The organism is Leptospira inadai serovar Lyme str. 10, from assembly GCF_000243675.2.
GTDB classification, from domain to species: Bacteria; Spirochaetota; Leptospiria; order Leptospirales; family Leptospiraceae; genus Leptospira_B; species Leptospira_B inadai.
Map to the genome: position 1 here is coordinate 770,240 of NZ_AHMM02000015.1, position 24,192 is coordinate 794,431.

18 protein-coding genes and 1 pseudogene are annotated in these 24,192 nt (G+C 41.4%); 8 read left to right on the top strand and 11 right to left on the bottom strand.

Annotation, left to right across the window (positions count from 1 at the left end):
* Positions 1-481: 481 nt before the first annotated feature.
* On the top strand, positions 482-3,223 hold the full coding sequence (locus LEP1GSC047_RS07335) for a TonB-dependent receptor plug domain-containing protein (protein ID WP_020988413.1): 2,742 nt from the start codon (positions 482-484) through the stop codon (positions 3,221-3,223).
* Positions 3,224-3,269: 46 nt separating this feature from the next.
* Here LEP1GSC047_RS07335 and LEP1GSC047_RS07340 read toward each other — a convergent pair whose 3' ends face one another.
* From LEP1GSC047_RS07340 to LEP1GSC047_RS07355, 4 genes are all read right to left on the bottom strand, one after another.
* Complete coding sequence (locus tag LEP1GSC047_RS07340; RefSeq protein WP_010411029.1) at positions 3,270-4,853, bottom strand: ABC transporter substrate binding protein; 1,584 nt, start codon at positions 4,851-4,853, stop codon at positions 3,270-3,272.
* A 23-nt stretch (positions 4,854-4,876) separates the two neighbouring features.
* Positions 4,877-7,387 (bottom strand): tetratricopeptide repeat protein, encoded by a 2,511-nt coding sequence (locus LEP1GSC047_RS07345; protein ID WP_238325532.1) that lies wholly within the window; start codon positions 7,385-7,387, stop codon positions 4,877-4,879.
* A 302-nt stretch (positions 7,388-7,689) separates the two neighbouring features.
* The gene (locus tag LEP1GSC047_RS07350; RefSeq protein ID WP_010411027.1) at positions 7,690-8,256 is read right to left on the bottom strand and encodes a methylated-DNA--[protein]-cysteine S-methyltransferase; all 567 of its coding nucleotides are present in this window, start codon (positions 8,254-8,256) and stop codon (positions 7,690-7,692) included.
* Positions 8,253-9,653, bottom strand: a complete 1,401-nt coding sequence (locus LEP1GSC047_RS07355) for an AlkA N-terminal domain-containing protein (protein WP_238325533.1) — start codon at positions 9,651-9,653, stop codon at positions 8,253-8,255. The genes LEP1GSC047_RS07350 and LEP1GSC047_RS07355 overlap by 4 nt, the downstream gene beginning before the upstream one ends.
* Before the next feature lie 288 nt (positions 9,654-9,941).
* On the opposite strand from LEP1GSC047_RS07355, the pseudogene LEP1GSC047_RS21805 reads away from it, so the two are divergent.
* The 4 genes and pseudogenes from LEP1GSC047_RS21805 (at position 9,942) to LEP1GSC047_RS07390 (ending at position 14,110) form a co-directional block, all read left to right on the top strand.
* Positions 9,942-10,322, top strand: a pseudogene (locus LEP1GSC047_RS21805) (iron chaperone).
* A 1,602-nt stretch (positions 10,323-11,924) separates the two neighbouring features.
* A complete protein-coding gene (locus tag LEP1GSC047_RS07380) occupies positions 11,925-12,452 on the top strand; it encodes a hypothetical protein (protein WP_010411005.1) in 528 nt (175 codons plus the stop codon).
* A 110-nt stretch (positions 12,453-12,562) separates the two neighbouring features.
* Positions 12,563-13,003, top strand: a complete 441-nt coding sequence (locus LEP1GSC047_RS07385; protein WP_238325534.1) for a hypothetical protein — start codon at positions 12,563-12,565, stop codon at positions 13,001-13,003.
* A gap of 408 nt (positions 13,004-13,411) precedes the next feature.
* On the top strand, positions 13,412-14,110 hold the full coding sequence (locus LEP1GSC047_RS07390; RefSeq protein ID WP_020988273.1) for a FecR family protein: 699 nt from the start codon (positions 13,412-13,414) through the stop codon (positions 14,108-14,110).
* Between the two features lie 173 nt (positions 14,111-14,283).
* Here the strand turns inward: LEP1GSC047_RS07390 and LEP1GSC047_RS07395 are convergent, their stop codons facing one another.
* Entirely contained in the window at positions 14,284-15,066 is a 783-nt protein-coding gene (locus tag LEP1GSC047_RS07395; RefSeq protein ID WP_020988330.1) for an enoyl-CoA hydratase/isomerase family protein, read from the bottom strand.
* 272 nt (positions 15,067-15,338) lie between these two features.
* Here LEP1GSC047_RS07395 and LEP1GSC047_RS07400 point away from each other — a divergent pair, with 272 nt between their 5' ends.
* Together LEP1GSC047_RS07400 and LEP1GSC047_RS22095 are read left to right on the top strand one after the other, a co-directional pair.
* Positions 15,339-16,220 carry an alpha/beta hydrolase gene (locus LEP1GSC047_RS07400; RefSeq protein ID WP_010410998.1) on the top strand — a complete coding sequence of 294 codons (882 nt, stop codon included), beginning with the start codon at positions 15,339-15,341 and terminating at the stop codon, positions 16,218-16,220.
* On the top strand, positions 16,217-16,510 hold the full coding sequence (locus LEP1GSC047_RS22095; RefSeq protein WP_020988393.1) for an alpha/beta fold hydrolase: 294 nt from the start codon (positions 16,217-16,219) through the stop codon (positions 16,508-16,510). The genes LEP1GSC047_RS07400 and LEP1GSC047_RS22095 overlap by 4 nt, the downstream gene beginning before the upstream one ends.
* Positions 16,511-16,878: 368 nt before the next feature.
* Here LEP1GSC047_RS22095 and LEP1GSC047_RS07405 read toward each other — a convergent pair whose 3' ends face one another.
* A complete protein-coding gene (locus tag LEP1GSC047_RS07405) occupies positions 16,879-17,448 on the bottom strand; it encodes a Crp/Fnr family transcriptional regulator (protein ID WP_010410993.1) in 570 nt (189 codons plus the stop codon).
* Positions 17,449-17,640: 192 nt separating this feature from the next.
* Between LEP1GSC047_RS07405 and LEP1GSC047_RS07410 the strand changes: the two genes are divergently transcribed.
* Positions 17,641-19,635: a hypothetical protein gene (locus LEP1GSC047_RS07410; RefSeq protein WP_010410987.1), complete on the top strand. Its 1,995-nt coding sequence runs from the start codon at positions 17,641-17,643 to the stop codon at positions 19,633-19,635.
* A gap of 253 nt (positions 19,636-19,888) precedes the next feature.
* Here LEP1GSC047_RS07410 and LEP1GSC047_RS22390 read toward each other — a convergent pair whose 3' ends face one another.
* The 5 genes from LEP1GSC047_RS22390 to LEP1GSC047_RS07435 form a co-directional block, all read right to left on the bottom strand.
* The gene (locus LEP1GSC047_RS22390) at positions 19,889-20,341 is read right to left on the bottom strand and encodes a cysteine rich repeat-containing protein (RefSeq protein ID WP_010410986.1); all 453 of its coding nucleotides are present in this window, start codon (positions 20,339-20,341) and stop codon (positions 19,889-19,891) included.
* Positions 20,319-20,759 (bottom strand): SRPBCC family protein, encoded by a 441-nt coding sequence (locus tag LEP1GSC047_RS07420; RefSeq protein ID WP_010410984.1) that lies wholly within the window; start codon positions 20,757-20,759, stop codon positions 20,319-20,321. Before LEP1GSC047_RS07420 ends, LEP1GSC047_RS22390 begins: the two co-directional genes overlap by 23 nt.
* Positions 20,756-21,064 carry an ArsR/SmtB family transcription factor gene (locus tag LEP1GSC047_RS07425; protein WP_010410982.1) on the bottom strand — a complete coding sequence of 103 codons (309 nt, stop codon included), beginning with the start codon at positions 21,062-21,064 and terminating at the stop codon, positions 20,756-20,758. Before LEP1GSC047_RS07425 ends, LEP1GSC047_RS07420 begins: the two co-directional genes overlap by 4 nt.
* Positions 21,065-21,190: 126 nt before the next feature.
* On the bottom strand, positions 21,191-21,445 hold the full coding sequence (locus LEP1GSC047_RS07430; RefSeq protein WP_020988396.1) for a hypothetical protein: 255 nt from the start codon (positions 21,443-21,445) through the stop codon (positions 21,191-21,193).
* 220 nt (positions 21,446-21,665) lie between these two features.
* Positions 21,666-23,678: a hybrid sensor histidine kinase/response regulator gene (locus tag LEP1GSC047_RS07435; protein ID WP_020988506.1), complete on the bottom strand. Its 2,013-nt coding sequence runs from the start codon at positions 23,676-23,678 to the stop codon at positions 21,666-21,668.
* Positions 23,679-24,192 lie beyond the last annotated feature (514 nt).

A 24,192-nucleotide genomic window follows, 5' to 3' on the forward strand; every position in this document is an offset into this window, starting at 1 on the left:
GTTAATTGCATTTCGATAGGAAGATTCCTGAAATATTTCCGGAGCATTGCGGATAGAACCGGAACGGGATCTAGAAATGATTCTTTCATTCTAAAAATGGCCGAGTAGGCGCGGTCTTAGTTATGATTTGTCACGTTTTTCCGCTTCGTTTATGAATTCGAATTCGAGAACTATTCTTCGAGTAGTAAGGGCGGGACTGACCTCGACATCATATCTTGAATTTGACGCATGTCATTTTACAATGGTTGTTAAAAATTTCTATGTATGGAAAATATATAAATATTTCCGTTATTTTGTCAAAAAGGTGCAGGTATCGAAGGGAAGGTTTAAGGAAATGAAATTCGAAAGTAGCGAAGAACATCCTAAGAAAATTTGTCAGGTTCATTAGTCGCAAATTTCATAATTCGAGAAATAATTTTTATATTGACTTTCCCGGAAAATTCGTTAGATAGTCCGAACGTTTATCACGCCGAATATTTCGATGAATAAATACAATATATTTGGCTGCTTAATTGTAACATTCTTGTATTTTGTTTTAGGGTCGTCGCTCAAGGCCCAGAATTCTTCCGAGCCGATTTATATAGGGCAATTTCAAACCTTCGACTCTAAGTTAGAGCCGGAAATTTCGAAAAAACTCATTGAAAAACTTAAAAGCCAATTCGAGTCCTTGCGTTATTCCGTCGATATATTACCGCCTTTAAATCCGGAGGAAAACTTTAAACGAATTTCCAAGGGAAATATTTACTTAACCGGTTTCTATCGAAGGGAGAAAAGTACCGGTCGACTTATATTGTACGGACAGATTTATAATGCCGAAAAAGGATTCTTGATAGATGCTTATAATAGTTATAACGAAGTGCAGGGACTGGAGGAAATAAAAAACGATTTACCGAAAGACGAAGGTCATCAATCGGATGAAAGCGTAATAGACCAATTTACGCAAAAAATCGTTTTGTCGGTGCGAATTAATAAAAATAAACAGGAAAGAAGAGAGAATATAAACGAGTATGTTTTATCCAACCCGATAAGTAAGAAATTTATCTTCCCGGTTCAGAAGGAAGATATCAAAAAATCCACCGAACAGGTTTTCAATCTACTCCAATCCCAAGTTACGACTGCATCCACTAAAACCGAATTATTAACTCATGATGCTCCGGATCTTGTTTCCGTGATATCCGATAAAGAGCTATTACATTACGGCAGAATATCCTTGAACGATGTGCTCGGGAATCTGCCGGGTTATGCGCCGTCCCAGGATTATGATAGAAACACGATTAGCTATCGAGGAATGTTCGAAGGGTGGAATAATAATCATCTTCTAATGCTCGTGGACGGGATTCAGTTTAACGATAATTTATACGGCTCAGCTTTGACATCGGAAATAACACCCCTGAACATGCTTAAATCCGTCGAGGTGGTAAGAGGTCCCGGATCCGCCTTATACGGTAGTAATGCCATGAACGGAATCATTTCTTTAAATACCTACTCGGGTAAGGATCTGAGAGGGGAGATGCAAACGAGAGTTCGTATGGGAACATCGGGAACTAAGATTTACGATTTTAGAACGGGAAATACGGGTAAGTTATTCGATTATGTCATGAGTTATAATTCGTATGAAACGAACGGAAATAACTATAAGGATTACGACGGTTCGGGTAGAACCGATATCACGGGATCTTTCTTGGCTAAGTTTCGCGTTCAAGACGCTAGATCGAATTACTATCTTTTCGCGAAATTGGAAGGTAAAGACATACTGGAAGGTTTAACGATTCAATATCATAGACAATATTGGAATTTTCAAACCGGGCACGGTTGGCTTTGGGCAATTCCCGATTATAACGGGAAGATGGACGAGTATCGGGACATGGCGTCGATGAAATATAAAAATAAAATAGGCTCCAAGCTCACTCACGAATACGTACTGCAATACCAAAAACATAGTATCGATTGGAACACTCGTTACGCTCAAAACGGAGCTTCTAGCGGATTCTACCCGGCCGGGGTCAGCGAATATTTAAAAACTAACGGACAAAGTCTTTTCGGACGAGCTCAGTTAACGTATGATTTGGGGAACTCCGGAAGTATTTTGGCCGGCGTTGAAACTACGAGATTCATTTATACCGGCGATCAAAGTCATTATGCGAATGCAAATCTTTCCGATGCCGCGGATTCCTTCCCCCCGTTCGCAAACAATGCAAACGGGACTCTCGGACCCTGGCTCGCATGGATTAAGAATAAGCCCGTATGGACGGTGGGTGTATTCGGACAAATCGTTTCCCCTAAATTCTTGTACAATAAGTTGCAGCTGACGGTCGGCGTACGAAACGATCAAACCACACAACACTATATGGGAATAGATAATCCTTATAGCAATTACCTGGGATTTCCGTATGCTCCGAATCAAAAACGCGTTTTTAGAAAGACGAGTCCTAAGGCGGCGTTAGTTTACTTTATTACGAATAGTTTAAATTTAAAGCTGATGGGTGGGCAGGCGTTTCGAACTCCTTCCATTACCGAAATGTTCGGGGCAAATACGTTTTCGCTGGCTTCTAACCCAAGACAATTGAGGCCGGAAATCGTCCGGGATTACGAGGCCGCTCTCGATTGGAATTTGAATCAATATATTAACTTTCGAGTAAACTACTTTGTAAGGAACTTTCAAAACCAGATATTTTACAGTCTGCAAAATAATAATTTAAGCACGAATATTTACTCGGCCGTTACGAACGGTGTCGAATCGGAAATCAATTTTACGTTTCATCAATTCTCCGGTTTCTTCAACTATTCTTATGCTCATCGGTTAAGCGAAAAGATTTTGGATAAAACCATTTCTCCCAGTCAGAATCAAATGACCTGGGCACCTTCCCATCTTGCGAATGCGGGAATTCGATACGTTACGAGTAAGATCGAGGCCGGCATTCAGGCTCATTATCAAGGAACCGTTTATAGAAGATCGTCCGATTTCGGTCCCATTGACCCGATTACCGGGATCTTGCAAAGCGATTCGAGACTGCAATATCCGCAATACCGGCCTAACTACGTCGGAAACTGGGTTAACGTGGATGTACGATTGGCGTATTACATCACGGAAAAGATCAGCATAGGTTTCTTCGCTTCGAATTTACTGAATAATCAGCAGAAGCTGATCAAGATTAATAACTTTCCTTTCGACTATTCGAATTCGCAGAGGCAAGCGATGGTCGACCTAAACGCCTCATTTTAACGGCTAATAAATATTCGGTAAATATAATGTTCATTAGCGGATGCGATTAATTGGCTCGCTTCGCTTGTAGAATTTGAATGGCTTCCCGTTTCTTATTCGAGAGGCGCAAATATTCCTGGGCCCTTTTGTCGGAAGGGTCGATTAAAAGAATATGCTCGAATAGACGAATTGAATTTTCGTATTCCCTTTGCGAATATAGGTTGATCCCTTCTTTCAGGTAGTCCGATATTTTGGAAAGCTCGGACACTCGGATATGATTTAACTCTCCTATGGATTTCGAATTTTGCGGATACGTTCTAAGAGAGGAAAGATACATTTTAATAGCATCGAATACTTTTCCGGTCCTGGCAAGACGTTCGGCCGAAATTCTTTCCGATTCGCTCTGAGCAAAGGTCGCCGTTGACAATCCTTCTTTGGCGATCTGTAAGTTCGGATTGATAAACAGGACTTTTTGATATTCGATTCTCGCCTGCGGATAATTTCCTTTTTTGTAATATTCCTCGGCGGACAAAAGCAATTCTTTCGTTTTTCCGCCGGTCATTTTTTCTATTACTAATTGTAAGTAGGAGGAAACCGATTGATTGTTGGGATCTTTTTTTAGGATAGTTTCGAAGATGACTCTCGCGCTCTTCAGCTTTCCTTCGTTTAACAGGTTGATTCCTACGGTGAATAATTGAGTAAGTTTAGCTCTCTCTTTCATCTCATTCGGGATGTTCAATCCCGATTCCGAGGCGTAATTTTCATTCAGAAAAAAGGCGGGTTTATCGGGAAGAATGAATTTTTCCGTCTTGCAAGAGGATTTTTCGGACAATATTCGATTCGCTAACTCTCCCGTTTCAATTCCTAACTTATTATATTCGGGACTTATTCCGAACGTCGTTCCTGCTCTTACCAACGCGGGGAACGGGGCGCCCAGTATTATTTTATTCTTTCGGGCAAATGCGGAAAGTTCTTCGAAAATCGCCCTATTATAAAGCGGGTCCTTGATTATTATAAATGCGTCATATTCTCCCTTTAATCTGTCTAAACTGCTTCGAAAATTTTCCTCACCGACCTTCCATTTACTGAATAGTAATCGATACTTTAGATCTACGTAATCTCCTTCCGTGGCAAAAAACTCCCCCTCGGGTTGAGAGTAGAAGGTAATTACTTTTTCGGCATTCGGAGACAGTTCTTTTATCGCCTTAAAGAATTCCGCAATCGAAATGTCCATGCCTACGCCGCAAATATTACTCGAATTCATTCCGAAAGATTTCGGGTTACTTACCATCGTAAAGATTATGGGTATTTTCGTGATACTCTCACTCGCTAATTTTAAGGCAATCGGTCCTATCGCTATCAAGAGTTTGGTATTGGCGGCTTCTAATTCTCTAAAGTAGTTGGAGATATCTTTGTTTTCGGACTGAATTAGGTCCACGTAAGAGACCCGGACAGGGTGTTCGAGGGTGGATTGAATACCGTACAGGGCTTGTTCGTAGATAGTGTTGTCGGAAGATAATAATATCTCTATATTGCCCGGTAAAATGCCCGGCGCGGAAAATAAATCGTTCGAAAATTTTGGTGAGACTAAGATTGCGAGGGCAATCATAGTCGTTTTTAATCCGATGTTAGGAACGCTGATATTACCCATGGCTGAAAATTTACTTATGATAATTACACTTCGGAAGCTAATCGATTCGATTCTAAGGATTCAATTTTAGAAAGATTTAAGATGGCGGTTTTGAAATCGGGCTTTATTTCCAGCGCTTTCTTCCATTCTTCCTTGGCTTGAAAGATATTACCATTTCTGTAATAAATGCTTCCGAGATTGTTGTGGGCATGGTGGTTTTTGGGAGCATTTTCGATCGATTTTAGATAGAAACGTTCGGCATTCGCGAGATCGTTTAACAGAGAATGGCAATTGGCTATTCTAAATAGAGTCCATGGGTTATTTCCTTCTATTCTGTTTGCTTTTTCGTAAGATTCCAGCGCTTCGGTGTAATTTTTCTTGTGGTACAAATAGTCCGCTTTCGTGAGAATATCCTCCAGGTTTACGTATTTGGTGTTAGCTATGTCTAACATCTGAATTTCCTCGACAAAGCCGTCCTCTTTCATTCCTACTATTATTTTTTCGTTAAGAAGTTCGGCATCCGGATGATTTGGCTGGACTTCCAGAGCCTGATGGGCGATTTTTTTAGCCCTAGGGTAAATTTTCATCTTGAGGTAGATGTCGCCTAAATTCAATAAATTCATAAAATGAGATCTGTCTCTTAAAAAAAGCCTTTCGCCGTAGTCGGCTGCCTCGGAAAATTTACCGAGCAATCGGAGGCTGTTGGAAATCCAATAGATGCACTCGTTATCTCCGGGTATGGCAGCCGTATATTTTTCGAAGAATATTAGAGCTTTATCAAACTCTTTATTTTTATAATGGATGCTCCCCGCGATCTTTAGAAGATCGGGATACGATTCCATCATGTCTCCGAGTTCTTCTATTATCGTAATGCATTCTTCGAATTTTCCGTCTTCGAAAAGCTGCGTGCTATCCCGTATTACTTTCCGAATTTCGATCGGTATGTCGTTCGCGATCAACGGGATATCACGCAGCTTTTCCAGGTATGATATTCTCAATATGGAAAAATCATCGATAAGAGTTCCTGAGTTTTCGACTTCTTCTTTTATTTTATATAAATTGCCTTTTCCATTCGCCACATGCTGCAGGAACTTCGTTTCATCTTCGTTGATAATATCATCTTCTCCCGATTTGGAAATTAATATATCGTCCCGTCCGTCCGAACCGATGATGATTATGTCGCCGGGGAGCATTTGAAAAAGTCTAATGTAAAATTTATCTTCCTGCTCGGGCATTCCTAATTTTCTTAAACTTAAGTTTGTCTCTAAAAAGGAAGCTTCGGAATCTCTATAAAGAACGGTCCAAGGGTGTTCCGCATTTATATAATATAACAGTCCTGATTGAGTATCCACCAGTCCCATGCAAACCGAGATATACATGCATCCGTCGAAAGATAAAAATACGTTTTGCAGATCCAAAAACCTTTCCTTTAACCACGTCTCGGGAAAGATCTTCTGATTTTTCGATCTCTTATATCTGAGGATGGCCGAATTAAAAACCACTCCTAAGACGAGAGCGCCTCCGGCTCCTTGCATGGATTTACCCATCGCATCCCCGTTCGCAAAAACCGTATATTCTCGGCCGTCTAACCAGATGCGATCCGTTATGCAGATATCTCCACCAAGTTGAGAATTCCATCTACGAAAGGAAAATTTCTTTTTCTGTTCTATGAAAAACTCCGTTTTTACTCTTTTAGAAATATTATTATTCGGTTGTAAAGGTTCCAGTAATACGGAAGTTAGATAATAATCCGCGTCCTGCGAAACCTTTAATGCTTGGACTTTTTCCAGCGTCTGGTTGAGTTCATCCGTTCTTTGATGAACCATCGATTCTAGATTTTGAGTAAAATCGCGAATCTGCGACGTCATCCTATTGAACTGCGAGGCTAAGGTTCCGATTTCGTCCTTTCCGCTGATCGCTATTTGAAAGTTTAAATCGCCCTCACCGATGATTTTAACTCCTTGGGATAGAGTATGAATCGGTTTGGAGAAGTTGATTGCCACTAAAATCGCTATTATGATTCCGAGTACGAATAATGCACTGGCAACGCTGATAATACTTCGCCTTATGGCGTATACAGGTTCGTAAACTTTATCCTTATCGAATTCGAATATGGCAACGCCCACCCACATTTTTTGACCTTGGTAATTTATGAAAATCGGATAAGAAAATCTTAGAACAGTTTTTTCATTAACGGTAATTTCGTTTAGAGTAAGTTCCTTGATCGAGGAAATTTTTTGAAACTCCGATTCGGGTATGTCCTGCCCGATTTTATCCTCGTTGAGATCTGCGACATATTTTCGGTCCACGTTGATCACATACGAATCGATTAAACCGGAAATATTACTTTCCCGTAACCGGAGCAGACTTGTTCTAGTTGCATCATAGGTTTCATTAATGAGCAATTCTTCAGTTGCTAAATTCGCAATATTGTTGGCCAGGTTTCGACATACTTCGAACGTTTTCTCCAAGACAATCGCTTGATTTCGATACAATACGATGATAGAGAGGGGGAGTACGCAGAGAAGAACTATCCCTGATACGAATATAATCATTTTTGTCCGAATTTTAAGATTATTCAAAATGGAAAAAACATATTTCATTCTGGGTGAACCTTAAGCGGAGGCGGAAACTTTGCTGCGTTTTTTGGTATTTGTCAAACAGTTTTAACCGTTCGCATTTTAGTACTTGGATCCGTTACTGATCTTTTGGACAAAACTATTTTACTTGATCGGTTTCTATTTTAAGTAAAAGGATGTAGCAACCTTCTTGCGTTGCTTGATCGTAGATTCAAGCGAATTTTTCGATGAGTGGATTACGTCTTTGTTTCATTTTTCCGAGCTATTTTAATTTCATATCAATTACATTCTGAAGGTACTTCCTTCCGCTTAGACCAGGTCCATAAGTCACCTTCGAAATTCTCGTCGGTTTTTGCGCCGCCTTGTTCGAGACTTTGTTCCATTTCAAGTAAGTACCGTTTATTCGGTAACCCGCCTCCGTATCCGGTGAGATTTCCGTTCGAACCGATCACTCGGTGGCAAGGGACGATGATTGCCATCGGGTTCTTACCGTTGGCAAGGCCGACCGCGCGGGAAGCGTTAGGATTATCGATCCGACGTGCCAATTCTCCGTAGGAAATAACTTTTCCGAAGGGTATCTTCGTAAGCTCCGCCCAGACTCGTCTCTGAAAAGGAGTTCCTACCATAGTGAGCGGTAAATCGAATTTTTTAAGCTGTCCGGCAAAGTAAGCCCTGAGCTGCTCGGATGCGAGTGATATCGGTTCGAGATCGGGATACTCGATCCAATCCGCTCGGATTTCGGCGCCGTATTTTTGCTTATCCATACAGACACGGGTGAGACTTGTTTCATTCGATACGATAAGAAGTTCCCCGATCGGCGATCCTATTTTTGCGTAGTACGTCATACTTTCTCTTCCAAAGATTTCCATAAATGCATTGTTGCGTACGATCGCCAAGGTCGCCAGCTCTCCGCTATCTTTAATACTTTACTCGGATTATTTTCCCCAAGCGCTTTATAAATTCCTAAATCTGTATGCGGGAACGAATCGGGCCAGCCGAAGACGCGCATCGCGACGTACTGGGCGGTCCAATCGCCGATTCCGGGTAAACTCGTCAATTCCCCGATTTGCTTTTCAAAATTAGTATCCGGTTTAAGATTCAGTTTTTTTTCGGCGACGGCTTTTGAAAAGGCAAGAATCGTTTCCGCACGTTTTGTCGGTAAGCCCAAGGTTGCGATTTTCTTAACGTTGGATTCCGCGACGCGTTCCGCGTTCGGAGTCAAATATGTCAGTCCCGCGAAGCCGGTTTCGATTGGAAGACCGAACATTCTCACGAAACGAGCGGCGATAGTGGTAGCCGCCTTGACGCTGATTTGCTGGCCGAGAATGGCTCTAATGCATACTTCGAAAGGATCGAAAGAGCCAGGCACGCGAAGTCCTGGATTCTTTGCGGATAATTTACCTAAATGTTGTGCGATCGAAATCGGTTCCGCGTTGAGATCGAATAATCTTCGGAGACTTGCTAGTATCGGGATCAAAGCGGGGAGAAGAGAGGAGCTGATCCGCGCTCGTAAAATATTTTTTCCTTTAACGGGTGAAACCGAAAGAATACCGGTCGCACCGTCAATGGATACCGTTCTTAGGTACTTGCCATCCTGAATCTCTTCGACACCGGCTAGAATTCTTTGGCTTAAAAAACCGATATTAGAATTCCAATCGAAAGGCGGGCGAAAGCTGAGATCACAATCGATCGTATCCGAATTTTTTGTCGTAGGATGATATGTTTTCCGGAATTGACCCGGAACCATTCGGTACCGACTTTTAAAAAGAGTGTTGAATCTCCTTAGACTAGAGAATCCGCTGGTAAATGCGATTTCGGTTATGCGAAGATCCGTATCCGTTAATAGACGCTTTGCAAGAAGCAATCGTTGCGTTTGCGCTAGTTCGATCGGAGATACTCCGAATTTAAGTTTTATGACCCGTCTTAAATGGCGGGACGTAACGCCGAAATCGTCCGCGAGATCTTCGATCGAACCTTTGTTCAATGCTCCTTCGTCGATCATTTGCAGTGCCTGGGAAGCTAGTCTGCTGACCGCCTCCATCGGAGAATATCCCGGCGCAAGTTCGGGACGGCAGCGTAAGCAAGGACGATATCCTGCGACTTCTGCCGCCGCGGCGCTCGGATAAAAAGCGCAGTTCTTTCGGAGCGGTAATTTTACCCGACAAACGGGGCGACAATATATCATTGTGCTTTTGACCGCTACGAAGAAGATTCCGTCGAATCTTGTGTCACGAGTCGACATGGCTTGGTAGCAAATATTCGCATCTAACATTCTGATAGCATTATAAAACGGTTTTCGTAGGGTGGCTCGCCATTTTCGGACTTTATACTGTAAAAAATATGGGCCTTTTGATTCCTAATCTCGAAGAAACGCCGATGAGCTTACTTTAGTAAGGAGATTCGGTTTAGTTTTGATATATTATAATACTCGAACATTCTATTGATCGGATTAATATACGAGTCTAAGCTATACCGTAAGCGAGAGCCGAATCATTCGGATATAAATAGAAATAAGGAGGATAGTAAAAAAATGAAAGTTAAAGGATCAAACTTTAAGAATATAGACGAGTATATCGAAAATTTTCCCTCCGAAGTTCGGAGGCTTCTAGAAGATCTGCGCTCTACCATTATGAAGTAGGCGCCGAATGCGGTCGCAAAAATCAGCCATCGAATGCCGGCATTCGAACACAACGGAAACCTCTTCTTTTTTGCCGCATATAAAAACCATATCGGGTTTTATCCGACTTCGAGCGAAATAAATTCATTTCGATCGGAATTGTCGTAATATAAAACTTCACGGGGTGGGGTCCAATTTCCCTTAAACGAACCTCTGTCGCTATCGCTGGTTAGCAAGATCGTGAAATACAGGGTAAAAGAAAATATCACCGATGCTAAAAAGAATAAATCTTGAATTTCGATCTTACTATTTTGGAGATGGACAATATCATATTATTTCATTTTAGAATAAGTTCTGATTTTAAAGTAAGGTCGGGTCGAATTTTTCGCCTGAGGATCGTTGGTGTAGTTCGCTTATCATTTCGTTTTCCGAAATAGGAAATTTCGGATTTCTTTGATCATTAGTTCGGCGGAGTCTTCGAAAAAGAAATGATTCGCGTCCGGAAGTTCGATCGTTCTGTGTTTCGGAAAGGCTTTTTGGAATTTGACCAGGTCCTCTCTCGGGAACCCTCGGACCCGATCAGAAGACTGAGGACAGACGCGCTCGCTTTCAGAGGACAGAAGACTGAGGACAGATGCGTTCGCTTTCAGAAGACAGAGGTCAGAGGACTGAAGACAGAAGTTGCTCGATGTTGGAAAGGTAATAGAAGTAGAGGAAAGATCTACTGTAACACAAGAATATTTCTTTAGAATATGGAATCTCCGCTCATCAGTGTTCAGTCCTTTGGAAAATGAAGGAAAGTGGGATTTTATGATCTTAAGATTTCCGGCAGATATGACACTTGATTCATAACTCTCAACATTCGGGGAAAGCGAAAAGTTGCGTCAACGTAGCTGGTATCGAAAGCGTCATCATTTTTATTTTTCATACTTCCCAATCGTTTTGTTTATCAAAAAATTAGAATATTTGAATTAGCATGTCGCTATATCGATTATATTTTAAGCGAAGTTCCGATTGATAATAGTCAAACGGAGTTTAATTGTTTGAATGGATTAATTGTCGACTTCGATTACCCTACTCGATAGGTTCGCAAATGGGTTTGTCGAGGGATGGACATGAAAGATTCTAAAGTAATTCGTAGCTTTTCTCGGGATAGTGAAATCGGGATGGAAGTTTCTCGCCTGAAGGAGACGCCGGAATATGAATTTTTTTGTCCGAAGCACGAGCAAATCGTCCAGAGTTATCCTGGGCGATGTCCTATTTGTAGCCTAATTTTAATTAGGCGGGAAAAATCCGAAAAGTTCGATTCCGCTTCCTTCGGATTCCCGAAGCATCTTGGCAAAAGCGAAGTATTGCAAGTCCCCTTAATCCCACTTTCGTGAAGAAAGTTTTGCAACCGAGGTCAAAGAAAGAGGATAGATTAGGGTATAGAAGTATAAGTATATTATTATATATATTTTTGCTTATTATCTTCTCGTTAGGATGCGGCAATTTTATGAAAGACCGATACGGAGGCGAAAAATAGAAGATTCGATTTTACTTGGAAGAGCAAATATCGCGGAATAATGCCCCGGGCATTCAATGTGCTGCCGTTAAGGCGAATTCGGAAATTTTTTATAGCTTTCGAAAATTTCTTGAATTTGTGGAATTCGATCCTCCATACTCTGAGATTCCATACGATTCGGTTGGAGTTCACAATTTATAGTATCGATAAACGGATCGGTTAACTTGCTTGGCGCCTACTACGGGATATCTTTCCACACAATTTTCGAGAAAAAAAATTTCCGGTATAGGCGGATCGGCTCTCTCAATTCCAGTAACCTTCTTATGGAAAGGAAGAAAATCAGCGATTTCTCGGGTAATAGGTTGGAAGTGAAACCGTAAGGAAATGATTTTATGATTAAAGATAGTTCGCGTATTTCATGCTTCTTAATTGCTGCAATCGTTTTGCTTTGCCTGTCCTGCATCGGACAAGATATACAGGAAGAATTCTATAAGGTCAGAGGAGATAAAATCAAAAGAGACGATGCGAAACAACTTTTGATCGGCGATATTGCCGCTTTGCAGCAAAGATGTCCTCAGTTCGGCAGCTCCGGATATAATTGGACTTCGAGTTATTCGCTGATGTTTGCAAGCACTCCCTGCGGAGGTCCAAGTTCCTCGTCAGGTTCTTCGTCGGGATCATCTAAGCCGACATCTGCCCAACAGAGGCAGGCCGACTCCTTAACGGGCTGTGCAAATTACGATTATCTGGATAGATCTTCCGTCAATACCTGTAGGCTCCTGATTCAAAATGATCCCTGCGGAACTCCCAGTTGCAATAGTTGCAATGAGCCTAGTTTCACTTCGAATTATAGATTCTCGACTTTCGCTTTATGTTCCGGGGCTTTGCGGGCCGATTTTTCCTTTCCGTTTTTCTTATAAACCCTAAGAACAAGCTGCCCGATTTTATCGCATATTATTTAAGGAAATAAGCAAAATACTCAACAAAAATGTGGATAATTCCATATAATGAAAAAATGGAACAGAAAACTTTGAAAATCTTACTTACGATTTATATAATCTACTCGTTGGTCAAATTCTATGAATTCTTCTTTCGGAAAGAGGAAGTAAAGATGAAAGGACTGGAACTGGTGTATGAAAAAGGAGGAGGAAAGATTATCCGCATATTCGATTCCGTGATATTGATTCTGATGATTGTTTTTATGCTTTTACTATTACTTTCGGGCGTGGAATATTTAAGTTTCACTACTGGGCTTTTAGTCGGTATGACGATCATCCAAGTTTTTTTTCACCGATTCGACAACCCTCTTCCTCCGGAGAAGTCGCCGAAACCGCCTCTTACCGCTCTTAAATTGATGTCTTATTCGATTCAGGCGAATCCGGGTAAAGCTTGGCGTGAATTGATTTTAATGACGGTAATTTTTCTGTGGTCCCTTTACATGCTTGCAACCAAGGGATTCGGTCTTTTTTAATAATTTCGATAATATGAGAATCGCGGTTTTGCGCATCGAATCTCGGGGCCACAGTCGTTCGAGTGTGTCTATCGTGAAAACAGATCGTTAGCTGTGAAAAAATGAGGAGCGATTGGAAGAGTGAAATCGGATTATTGAATCTATATGATCCGCTTCACTCGTTATCGTGCGAATTTTTAACCTAGAGAAAAGATAAAGATAATTTTATTCGTTGGACTATGCCAAAACATTGTTGGAAGTATTCCGTCGTTAAATCAAGCGGAGAGATTTCGGACTTTTCCGAAGTTCGTGTTTAGAACGTACTGGTTCGGATTATTATTAGAGTCAAATTATTAGTTTGCTTTTTAACAAGTTAAGATTAATTTATGCCCTCGGATAAACGAATGAATTCCCAACGACCGGAGTCATATGAAGAAAATATCAGTTCTTATAATAGTATCATGCATCACATTCTCAACCTGCGATTGCGGAAAAGGGAAAATAGAGAGTCCCAATGGCGTGATTAACTTTCTTTCCGGCACCGTGAATATACAGAGAGGTGAGCAGATTATGAAACCTGTCGTCTCTCAAGAAATTAAGGCCGGAGATATACTGATTACGGGAGATAGATCGGTTGTGATGATCGTTTTCGGAGAAAATTCATCCGTGCTGGAAATTCAGTCGAACTCTCGATTCAATTTTAGCGATATCAAGAGCGAGAAAGTTTTCTTTCAGGAAAAGGGAAGTTCCTGGATTTCGACAAATAAACTTTTGAAAGGAGAAGCAGTGACATTGCAAACGCCTACCGTAACTGCAGGCGTGAGAGGAACTAAATTTTATACGGGCATCCATGACGATATGACGTTTATCTGTCATTGTGAAGGGAAGGTCGAGTCGGAAAATAGACTGAGTCATTTTAAGAAAGTCAATGACGGCGACTACCTATCGGTGACAAAGGGCGATAAGACGATTTATTTAACCCCGAAAGATTTACAAAAATCAAACATACCGTACGATCATGATCATAGCGAGTTGGAGAATTCGCCGCTGGGTAATCGGAATACGATGAGTCCTGAGGACGTGAAGAAAGTGGTCGAACTGGTTAAGAAAAAACTGGCGTCGAATTAATTTTAAGAATGGAGTTCCTGATCTTGAAATAGCAAAGGTTCCGCAACATAGACGGATTTCAGCCGATTCAGACAAGAATCTACGAGGGCGGATTTCAAATCTCGGCATCGGCATGTGACGCTGAATACTTTCAGTAACTGTAAATCGCATCTATCCTATATTTTAAAATATAGTCATACGAGTTTTGGTCGTCTTTTCTCTTTGAGCGCGGTCATTGCCTCCAGTAAATTGGAAACGACTATAGGATCTTCCAGGCTTTTTTTCGTAAACGTTAGATTTTCCTCGAAGCGACTTAATACGGCTTTATTCATGGCCTGTTTAGTTCTTCGATATGCGCTCGGAGCAATTCCCATAACTTCTTCCAATTTTTTTATAACGATTTTCCTCAGGTCGATACGAGTACTTGCAACTTCGTTAATTAGATTTGTTTCCTTAGCTTCCGTAGCCTTATATAATTTTCCTAAAAGGCACATTTCGTTTAAGCAACGAGGATCGACCGTTTCCCGAAGTCTCTCGATGAAAGTTAAAGGCAACGGTAAGCCTACAAGTATTTCCGTAAAGGCGATTCGTCCCTTGCCTTCCAACATGTATCTAAAATCGCAGGCCAAGGTCATGACGGCTCCTCCTCCCATCGCATAACCGGTAACTTCCGCAAGAAGAGGCTTATCGAATCGAAGCATCTGACCGAAGGAAAGTACAATTTGTCCCATCTCCTCCGTAAGCTTTACTCTGGGAGTGTTCAGAATATTTTCGGCGTCCACGCCGTTGGAAAAAAATTTTTCGTTATCGGATGTCAAGACCGCTGCCCGAATGCTTTCATCGGCTTGGATCTCTTTAAGAATTTCTTCTAATTCAATTAAATTGGTTCTTGTCAGGGAATTTTGTTCGTTCGTTTGGATTTTAATGAATTCGGCACAACCATTTTTAAGTTCGATCTTTTCGCGAAAATAATTCATAGGACAAAATTTATTCGGGTAGATCGAAGTTATCCACTCAAAATTTTCGGATCGATCCCTAAATATCGGCGATTTTGGGATTGATTCGAGTGATGGACAGACTTTGTCGAATAAATTTATCGTTAATCGACAGCAAACGATCTTTTTTACCATCTTTTCTGTCTGATATACGATGCTTCCGCTACCGGACAAAAGTATGAATTCCTCCAAAATAAAAAATTTCGGTCTGAAGCGTACCATTGATTCAATTCGTTCGGAGACGCGAACCCGTTATGTCGATAATCTTGATTCTAAAAAATTTTCGTAAACGTATGATGGCGGAGAAAATAAAATCCGAAATAGTTGCTTGGATCATGTCATCTATCGGATCGAATCCTTCATCCGAATATGCAATGAAAGATTCTAGAATGTTTTTTTATCGTAGCATGATCGTTCGTTCGATTTGCACTATCTTTCTTTCGGCTACGGCATTGGGTTGCTTACCGGCGGCCTGTAATGCTGTGGCGGATTCTAAGCAGAATAGTGCCGAAATTTCGGAGCTAGAGAAAATTCAAATCGGGGGTGTAGATCAATGGTTGTTTTCTCAGGGCAAGGATCGAAATAATCCCGTCCTTTTGATTCTTCACGGGGGACCCGGTGCAGGTTCGATCGGATTCGCTCGTTATCTTTATACTGAATTGGAAAAGCAATTTATCGTCGTAAATTGGGATCAGAGAGGAGCGGGAAAATCTTATTCCTTGTTCATGTCCGATGTCACACCCGAAACGTATCTCTCCGATACGAGGGAGGTCATCTCGTTTCTGAAACGAAAATTTAATGTTCCTAAAATCTATCTAATGGGACATTCCTGGGGAGGTTATTTGGGGGCAATAATCGCTAACCGTTATCCGGAGGATTTATTCGCATATATCGGAATCGGACCGGTCGTGAACGGCGAGCAAAGTGTCGCGATCTCCTATAAGTTCGTCCTTGAGAACGGAAGAAAGAACCCTGAAGTATCGGACAAGGTAAAAGATTTAACGCAAGAGGAATATTTAAAAAACCGCAGATTTTGGCTGAATCAGTTCGGAGTAGGAATGTTTCGCGATACCCAACGATACGATGAGGATAGATTCCTCCGGGGCCTGATGGAGAACTCTCCGGATTCGATATGATAACGTATCTTCCGGGAATATGGAGATCTTCGTCCAGAATTCGTCCGTTTTTTTTTCAAATGAATCTGTTTAAGCAGGCTCCTTCTATCCTGGTGCCCGTTTATTTTTTTACCGGAAAATATGATTATTATAATCCGGAAGAGATTCTTGCGAAATACGTAGACGTCCTCGAGGCACCTAAGAAAACTTTCTACTCGTTTGATTGTTGTGCGCACGCGCCTCATTTCGAGGCCATTGTCGATTTTGCCGAACGGATGAAGCGTGTTAAACTCGATACGTTTAAAAAATAATCGAATCCGGATTCGTTATCGAAAAATATGATTCCTTTCTTACGCATGTTTCCTTGGAAGAGGTTCGATTCGGAACTTATCCGAAACTATGAATTATAGTCATAAAAAATAAGTGGTTTTTGATTTCAAGAATACTTCTCTCTACGGAAGTACATGGCGTTTTCCATAGTGGAGGCAAGTAAATATTAAGTGAAATTCAATCGATGCTAAAAAATCGAATCTACGAAGGTTTGCAGCCTAAGAATGCCGCAATCGTACTCGTTTTTGATCTTTAAATTGAAATTAAAAATCGATCGACCTGGCCGGTCGGATGTAGGCAGGCAACGGCGTCAGTTCGACGGAAAACAAAGAAAGCGTCGGATTTTTGCTTAAGGACGTTCGGACCAGATTCGATTGCGTATTCTGCTTAGCGAGACGGGCGTGATTCCTAAATAGGAGGCTATATAATGCTGAGGTATTCGCTTCACAATTTCGGGATGGTTTCTTATTAGATCTAAATATCGTTCTTCCGGCGTGTCTTTGATTCTTGATAGAAATAATCGGATGTAATTAGTGACTCTCGATAAAAGAAAATCTATTAGATAATCTTTAAATTCTTCGTGTTTATTATATAACATTAATGCATCCTCTCGACGTAACGAAAATAGTCGGGAAGGTTCGACGCTTTCCAGAAAAAATGGACTAGGAGAAGAGGATTTGAAGCTTTCCATCGAGGTAACGGTTTGGCATTCGAAGAAAAATTGAAACGTAATTTCCTTATTATTATCGTTAAACCCCAAGCGGAGGCATCCTTGATCCAGGAAATACACGTACTTCGCTATCTCTCCTTGGCTCAGGAGTAATTTTTTTGCGGGAATAATTTCTTCTTTGAACATATGTTCATACTCGTCCCAATGTTTTTCGAAGAAGGGAAAATCCGATTTTATTTTTTCTAACATATTGATCGCCGCCTGCCGGCCTTATCGCGCTAGAGTCGAAACGAAAGTATTTCCGAAATATCTATATCCGATCGATCATAAATCTCAAGCTTAATTAACGCATTCCTGCTCAACGATCTGAGAAATCGGGATATTTACGACCTAAATCGTCGATTTCGAACCATACGGGTATTCCTACTTGACGAATTCCGAATGATCATCGATCGTTCTTACATGTTTCTTCTAAGTCAGGAATCGGGTTCTCCTATTCTAATATGGCCGGAATTTTCGTGGACTCCGTTTATCAATGGACTCATCTTTTTGGTTCTCCTCGTTACTACGATCTACTTTGTTCAAAAGTCGATTAATCGTAGGAACCGACTGGAAAAATCTTTTCGGCAAAAAATCTTGGCCAACTTACATTTATATGAATTCAATAATAAGGATGTGAATCTTTTTCACGAATTTTTAGATCGAATTTCTTATTCCGAATTGAAGAGACTCGCCGAGGATCCGGCTTGGTACCGGAAATATTTTCTTCCGGAGTTTCTGCCCTTCTTGGCAAATCATAGCAACCTTCCCGCATGGAAGGACGTTTTACTCGTGCAATCCTTGGATCATCTGATTCAGACTTCGAGTCCGTTACCGAAAAATAATTTTCAGGCCCTTTTGACGTCCGATTCCGAAGAAAGTTTTCCTATCATGCTGGAGGTTCATGAGATCGATGAGAATTCGATCGGTAAACAGATTAAGGCGAAAGTTTATACAAAGAGAGGAACTCATACTTTTGCTCTAACAAGATACGAAAAGGTTCAAATTTATTTCCGGAATGAGGATAAAAAATGGTTTAGAATGAATGCGGTATTGATTTCTCAGCAGGATTCGAATCTAATTCTTCAAATCAAGAGTCTGCCCGAATTGGATGAGAAAAAAACGAAAGAATGGGTGGAGGCGCCCAGAGGAGATTGGCTCACTTCCAAAAGTCGGGACGGTTTTCCGGAAGAATATAGAGATAGCCTCTCGCAAATATTATCCTATTCGGGGTTGCCTTCGAGTGTTTGTGAGCAAATTAAGAATTTGGTAAAAGGATATAAGGATCATCCCGGTTACGTTCGAAGGCAGCACAATCAAGAAGATTATAAAGTATTAATTCGTTTATATAAGATCTGCTTCTTGAAATTCCGATCGGATAACGCGGAAGTTCCTAAGCCGATTTTGCTTTTTCTGCATTTCTTTTTCTTGGAAGAAACGATTCTCTCCACGAAAAGAATCCAGGACTTAGAGGCGTCGATTCCCGAATTGAAATCTTCCGTTAAGGATCCGGAGAACCCTGAAATCAAGCTTACATTGCATTTACTTCCGGATTGGTTAAATTTGGTTCTTGCAGGAAAGAGGACTCCTTCCGTAAATCAAACGGGTCAATCCTTCGAGCAGGTTCAGAAATCCGCTCTACTCTGGAATAAGGAGCCGGAAGTCAAAAATTTGCACGATCGGGAATACCTATTACGTCTTCTAGATTGGGAATTGGATAACACCTTACACGCGGGTTTGCTAGGAATATCCCTGAATCCGAGTCAAGCATATCCGATTTTATCGGAAGATCAGTTCTATGGGGATACCAATTCTAATATACTTTTTCCGAAAAAACTTTTATTCAATGCGGACTTGGTTTTAAGGGTCGACCCAGCCTTGTTTTATAGGGAAGTCCGATCAGGTTCCATCGGAAGTTCGAATCAACAGGATTTGATTCGTAAGGAATTTTTTGCAGACTGTATTCTCTTGCCGTTCTCGGGTAATAGAGGCGTTTTTTGGCAGGACGCTTCCAGCGGAAATTTGGCGAACAGTCGACTCTTTTTCCCGACGATTCTGAATGAAAACCTTACTTTGGCGGTTACGAAGACGATGGGTGAATTTCGTTGGGAGACGGAAAGATCGTTTCGCGGAAGAAGGTGGAAAGACCCGATACCGCCTACGCTAATATCAGAATATTATAATTATCTTGAGAATTATCGAAAAGACCAGAATCTCACCGCTGAGGCGAAAAAACGAGTCGATCAGCAATGGATAAAAGTAAGGCATACTATAAAGGATATGTTTAGTATCGATTATGCGTACTGGATCCTCTTTGAAGGTTCCGGAAAACCCAGATTAAATCGAGCCGCTAGGGAAATCCTTGCAAGATTTATTCCGATCAAGGTGACGCGATAGAAAGGGAAGGATCATACTGAATTTGAACGCATTATTGCGCTCTCGAGTAATTTGAACGAAGGAGAACGGGAAAGATGATCTCGATGAAAAGCATTACTAAAAAATGAGATAATGACTGTGCAACTACTCTTTTGGATATGGTATCATAAAATATTTTTACTGTTCCATCCCGAGTGGCGACTCCGGAAATTTTCGGATAATTTTTTAGTCCGTTTAATAGCTGTTCCTCCTTGAGGGAATCGGTTTTTATCCTTTAGTTGAGCGGTCTATACAATTCTTCTAAAGTCTTCTTGCATGAGATGGAGATTGCAGTCTCGTGTTCTTTTAGACATTTAATAATTCGACCTCCTCCGGGAACCACCCATCGGCAGAATTTGGCTCGATCCTCTTTGCAGGATTCCATTTTAGTTTTGAATTCTTCTACTAGCGAGCTTAATTGCTGTTTACAGGCGGAAGATAATTGTGACTCGTCCCTCTTTAAACATTCCATGATTTGATTTAAGATGTTCCGATCTTGGCAAAAAGTCTCTATTTCGTTCTGGCAACGACTTAATTGAGATTGTTTTTTCGGGGCCGCGTCGATCGGGAACGATATAGGGATAATCAATGCTAAGAAATAGAACCATTTCATTTTAAATGTTAGGATCATGCTTTCCGGGATTCTATTTCGCGGATATTTTCCGCTAACTTTTTCCGATCGATACATCTAGGAATTCTTTTAATTGTGTTTCGATTATCTGAGTCCATCCTGCTACGAAATTATCCCGCTTTAAATCGGGATTTTCCCTCGGGAATGTTTCCAGACCGGAATGAGTCAGTCGAATTCGAGTCGAGTCGCCTTCGGGAAATAGCTCGAAAGTTACATATGATTCTCCCGAGTATCCTTCGTACCGCCAGCTATACGTAATTTTAGAACCTTCCACGACTTCGGTGATTTTGCATAAGTGGACATATTTATTTTCATCCGAACCGGCAGAGAATCGAAATTCGAATCCGACTTCGGGCTTGAAAGCGGGTATATCAAAATACCATTTTTTCATTTCCTCTGTATTCGTTATCGCCTTCCATACTCGGGAAACCGATGCCTTTACCGTTATTTGTTTAATTACAAATTCTTGATTCATTCTTTACCCTCCAAATAGTTTTTTAAAGAAAGCAATTTTTTATCCCAAAATCCGCGGTAAAACTCCGCCCAGTCATGGACTTCTTTCAGTTTTTTTAGCTTGGCTTCACAATACCGTTCTCGACCCTTTTGCTTGATTACTATAAGTCCGCACTCCCGGAGTATCTTAATATGCTTTGATATGGAAGGTCTACTTATTTGAAAGTTAGCGGTCACTCCGTTCAATGTCAGGGGTTTAACGGAGAGCAAACGAATGATCTCCCTCCGTGTCGGATCGGCAATCGCTTGGAATACGTCGCGTCTCATATATGTAGCCGTTCGGCTACATATATGAGTTATTCTTCTCTTTGTCAACTTTTTTCTTTGGGAAGAGTTAGGTTTCGGATCGTTCGCAGGCGCTTCTTGGCATTTCGGATCTTTAGCTTTCGAAATTTATTTAGGTTCGTTACTGACGAATTCAAAAGCGGGAGAAGTCTCAGGTAGGAGAATGATACTTCCAACTGACTCATCTTTCGCCTTCCGTCGGATCTCCGTCCAGGCGGTTCTAAAAAGGGCGGTCTCGAATTTGTCTTGGGACCTACCGAATTTTACATCATGACCGATCTGAAGTCCGCCGAATCTTAATAGAAAACGAAGTATTGTCGAATATTTACTTGAGTTTGCTATGGAATACTTCGACATGTACATGGCGTTTTTTCCGATCAAGAATTAGGAGCCGTTGCGATCAGTAATATTGAATGCGGCTCAACGACGATCCGATATTCGCGCTTCGGTTTACTAATATCACTTGGCGTATTAGAAAGTTCTTTCGTTTCCTTGAGTAGGATTTCAATCCCCGCGAACAGTTAATATAATAGATAAGAATAGTATTATATTTGAATGAATTAAATATAATAATTTTATTAGATTAATCGCCGGAAAGTCGAATCTCTCTTAATATTCTTAAAATTTCTTCGAACTTATACGGTTTTTGAATCGTGTGTTTTAACCCGATAGCTTCGATTTCCGATCGTAATTGCGGGTCGATATATCCGCTAGCTAGGATTAGGATTTTGGAGGAGTCCATCGATCTAAGTTTTCTCAGAACCTCTATGCCGCTTGCTTTGGGAAGATTTAAGTCGCATAAAACGACTTGTATCTTATCGCGATTGGCGGAAAAGACCGACAACGCTTCTTCCCCATCCTTAGCGGAAAGCAGGTTGTATCCGAAGTGCGAAAGATAGTTTGTCAAAGGTTCCAGGATCATTTTCTCGTCCTCGACGACAAGAATCCATTCTCCGTTGCCGGACTGAGCCTTCTCTACTTGTTCAGGCGGGCGGATCAATTTCCCCGTTTCAGTTTCGACGGGTAGGTATATGCTGAACTTAGTTCCCTGGCCTAACGCACTTTCTACGGTTATAAACCCTTTATGATTTTCGACGATTCCTTCGACTAAGGCTAGGCCGAGTCCAGTTCCTTTTCCTAAAGCTTTCGTAGTAAAAAAAGGGTCGAAAATTCTCCGTTTCGTTTCCTCGTTCATTCCGATTCCGGTATCGCTGATTTCCAGTAAGGCGAATCTCTTTTGCGATACTCTCGGGTCTTTGGAGGAAAAAGAAGATCGATCAACTTCTTTCATGCCGATCGTGAGTTTTCCTCCCTTTTGCATGGCATCCTTTGCATTCAGAATTAAGTTAATGAAAACTTGATGGATTTGCGTGTAATCACCGTTGATTCGAATCGGATCAGATTGAAAATCCGTATCGATTAGGATCGATTTCGGAAAGGTGGTCATTGCGATATTTAACGCCTCTTGAACTACTTGGTTTAATGAGATAGGTTGAAAGAACGACTCGGATTTTCTAGCTAAAGTCAGTAGTTGCTTTACTAACGAAGCTCCTCGTTCGGCGGCATTTCGAATTACCTGAACCGATTGCATAATTTTTTGCGGTTCCGATTTATTTTGCTCTAATAAGGAGGAGAATCCCATAATGACCGTAAGTATATTGTTGAAGTCATGGGCGACTCCTCCCGCGAGTGAACCTATCGATTCCATTCTCTGTGAATGAGCCAACTGCTTCTCAAGTTCGTGCTGTTTCGTCACATCTCGGGCAACGCCTATGATCCGATCCACCTTATCGTCGGATCCGATTACTTCAAAAGAATGAGCCCGTATCCAACGTTCGGAACCGTCCGCACGTATGATTCGGAATTTTTCGTTCATTCCTCCTCGATCGTTTTGTTTCCTGATATTCGCAAAAAACAGATGCAAATCGTCCGAATGGACGGAGTCCAACCAAGAATCCGGATTTTGAAAAAGGCTCTCGATCGAGCGTCCCCAAATTCTTTCATACGCCGGGCTCACGTATAAGAGACGATCCGTTTCGGCGTCCTTCATCCAGAAGACCTCGTCAATTGTTTCCGCCAATTGCCGAAATCTCGCTTCACTTTCTCGGAGAGCCTTTTCCGCATGTTTACGTTCGGAAATTTCTTGTATTTGAGCTACGAAGTAGTTCGGTACTCCGTTTTTTTTGCGGACTAACGACACGTCTAGTTGGATCCAGAGATAATGACCATTCTTATGACGGTATCTTTTTTCTCGACGATAGGAGTCTGATTTCCCTCTCAATAATTCCTGAACTAGCTTATGATCTTCCTCTAAATCTTGAGGATGGGTGATCGATCGGTAATCGGTTTCTAGCATTTCCGTTTCCGAAAGTCCTACTATTTTGCATAATGCAGGATTTACGCTAATCCATCTTCCATCGGGAGAAACGATTGCAAAACCGTGTGGGGAGTGATGGATGGCCGCGTGAAATCTGAGCTCGTTTTCAATGAACGCTTTGTCGAAGGAGTCAGCTTCTCCGTTAGGCGGGTGAGATGGCTCAAGACCAGGTGGATCGCAATCTTTACTGCCTGAAGTTTGTTCTCCGCATTCTTGCATTGAAGCTCCTTGTTCCTAATAAATCAAAGTTGAAAAGTCGGAACGGTCCTTTTATAGAATCAGACAATTTTAGAACGAAATAAGATCGTTAACATTTGTTAATAAAATAGGAGTTAGGAGTTAGGAGTTTGGAAATAATTTAATTCCTATTCCGAGTTCGATTCTGAATGATCCATCTAAAATGGTAACTGTTACCCGCAGGTTTATATTTGTGCGCGGGAGACAGAGGACAGAGGACAGAGGACAGAGGACAGAGGACAGAGGACAGAGGACAGAGGACAGAGGACAGAGGACAGAGGACAGAGGACAGAGGACAGAGGACAGAGGACAGAGGACAGAGGACAGAGGACAGAAAATTATTCCTATTACCCTGACAACAATTTTTTTAAAAACGAATTATGTTGGAACTCCTACACCGAGAAAAAGGGCAGAGGAAAAATCCAATGTTAGGGGAGTTTCCGTGTTCTATAGAAAGATTCTTGCGTTATAGTAGATCTTTCGTCTACCCCTGCTG

What these genes read in the sequence shown, in the direction of transcription:
- LEP1GSC047_RS07335 (WP_020988413.1), top strand. Translation starts at nt 482, where the DNA reads ATGAATAAATACAATATATTTGGCTGCTTAATTGTAACATTCTTGTAT.
- LEP1GSC047_RS07340 (WP_010411029.1), bottom strand. Translation starts at nt 4,853, where the DNA reads ATGGGTAATATCAGCGTTCCTAACATCGGATTAAAAACGACTATGATT.
- LEP1GSC047_RS07345 (WP_238325532.1), bottom strand. Translation starts at nt 7,387, where the DNA reads ATGATTATATTCGTATCAGGGATAGTTCTTCTCTGCGTACTCCCCCTC.
- LEP1GSC047_RS07350 (WP_010411027.1), bottom strand. Translation starts at nt 8,256, where the DNA reads ATGACGTACTACGCAAAAATAGGATCGCCGATCGGGGAACTTCTTATC.
- LEP1GSC047_RS07355 (WP_238325533.1), bottom strand. Translation starts at nt 9,653, where the DNA reads ATGTCGACTCGTGACACAAGATTCGACGGAATCTTCTTCGTAGCGGTC.
- LEP1GSC047_RS07380 (WP_010411005.1), top strand. Translation starts at nt 11,925, where the DNA reads ATGATTAAAGATAGTTCGCGTATTTCATGCTTCTTAATTGCTGCAATC.
- LEP1GSC047_RS07390 (WP_020988273.1), top strand. Translation starts at nt 13,412, where the DNA reads ATGAAGAAAATATCAGTTCTTATAATAGTATCATGCATCACATTCTCA.
- LEP1GSC047_RS07395 (WP_020988330.1), bottom strand. Translation starts at nt 15,066, where the DNA reads ATGAATTATTTTCGCGAAAAGATCGAACTTAAAAATGGTTGTGCCGAA.
- LEP1GSC047_RS07400 (WP_010410998.1), top strand. Translation starts at nt 15,339, where the DNA reads ATGTCGATAATCTTGATTCTAAAAAATTTTCGTAAACGTATGATGGCG.
- LEP1GSC047_RS22095 (WP_020988393.1), top strand. Translation starts at nt 16,217, where the DNA reads ATGATAACGTATCTTCCGGGAATATGGAGATCTTCGTCCAGAATTCGT.
- LEP1GSC047_RS07405 (WP_010410993.1), bottom strand. Translation starts at nt 17,448, where the DNA reads ATGTTAGAAAAAATAAAATCGGATTTTCCCTTCTTCGAAAAACATTGG.
- LEP1GSC047_RS07410 (WP_010410987.1), top strand. Translation starts at nt 17,641, where the DNA reads ATGATCATCGATCGTTCTTACATGTTTCTTCTAAGTCAGGAATCGGGT.
- LEP1GSC047_RS22390 (WP_010410986.1), bottom strand. Translation starts at nt 20,341, where the DNA reads ATGTATCGATCGGAAAAAGTTAGCGGAAAATATCCGCGAAATAGAATC.
- LEP1GSC047_RS07420 (WP_010410984.1), bottom strand. Translation starts at nt 20,759, where the DNA reads ATGAATCAAGAATTTGTAATTAAACAAATAACGGTAAAGGCATCGGTT.
- LEP1GSC047_RS07425 (WP_010410982.1), bottom strand. Translation starts at nt 21,064, where the DNA reads ATGAGACGCGACGTATTCCAAGCGATTGCCGATCCGACACGGAGGGAG.
- LEP1GSC047_RS07430 (WP_020988396.1), bottom strand. Translation starts at nt 21,445, where the DNA reads ATGTACATGTCGAAGTATTCCATAGCAAACTCAAGTAAATATTCGACA.
- LEP1GSC047_RS07435 (WP_020988506.1), bottom strand. Translation starts at nt 23,678, where the DNA reads ATGCAAGAATGCGGAGAACAAACTTCAGGCAGTAAAGATTGCGATCCA.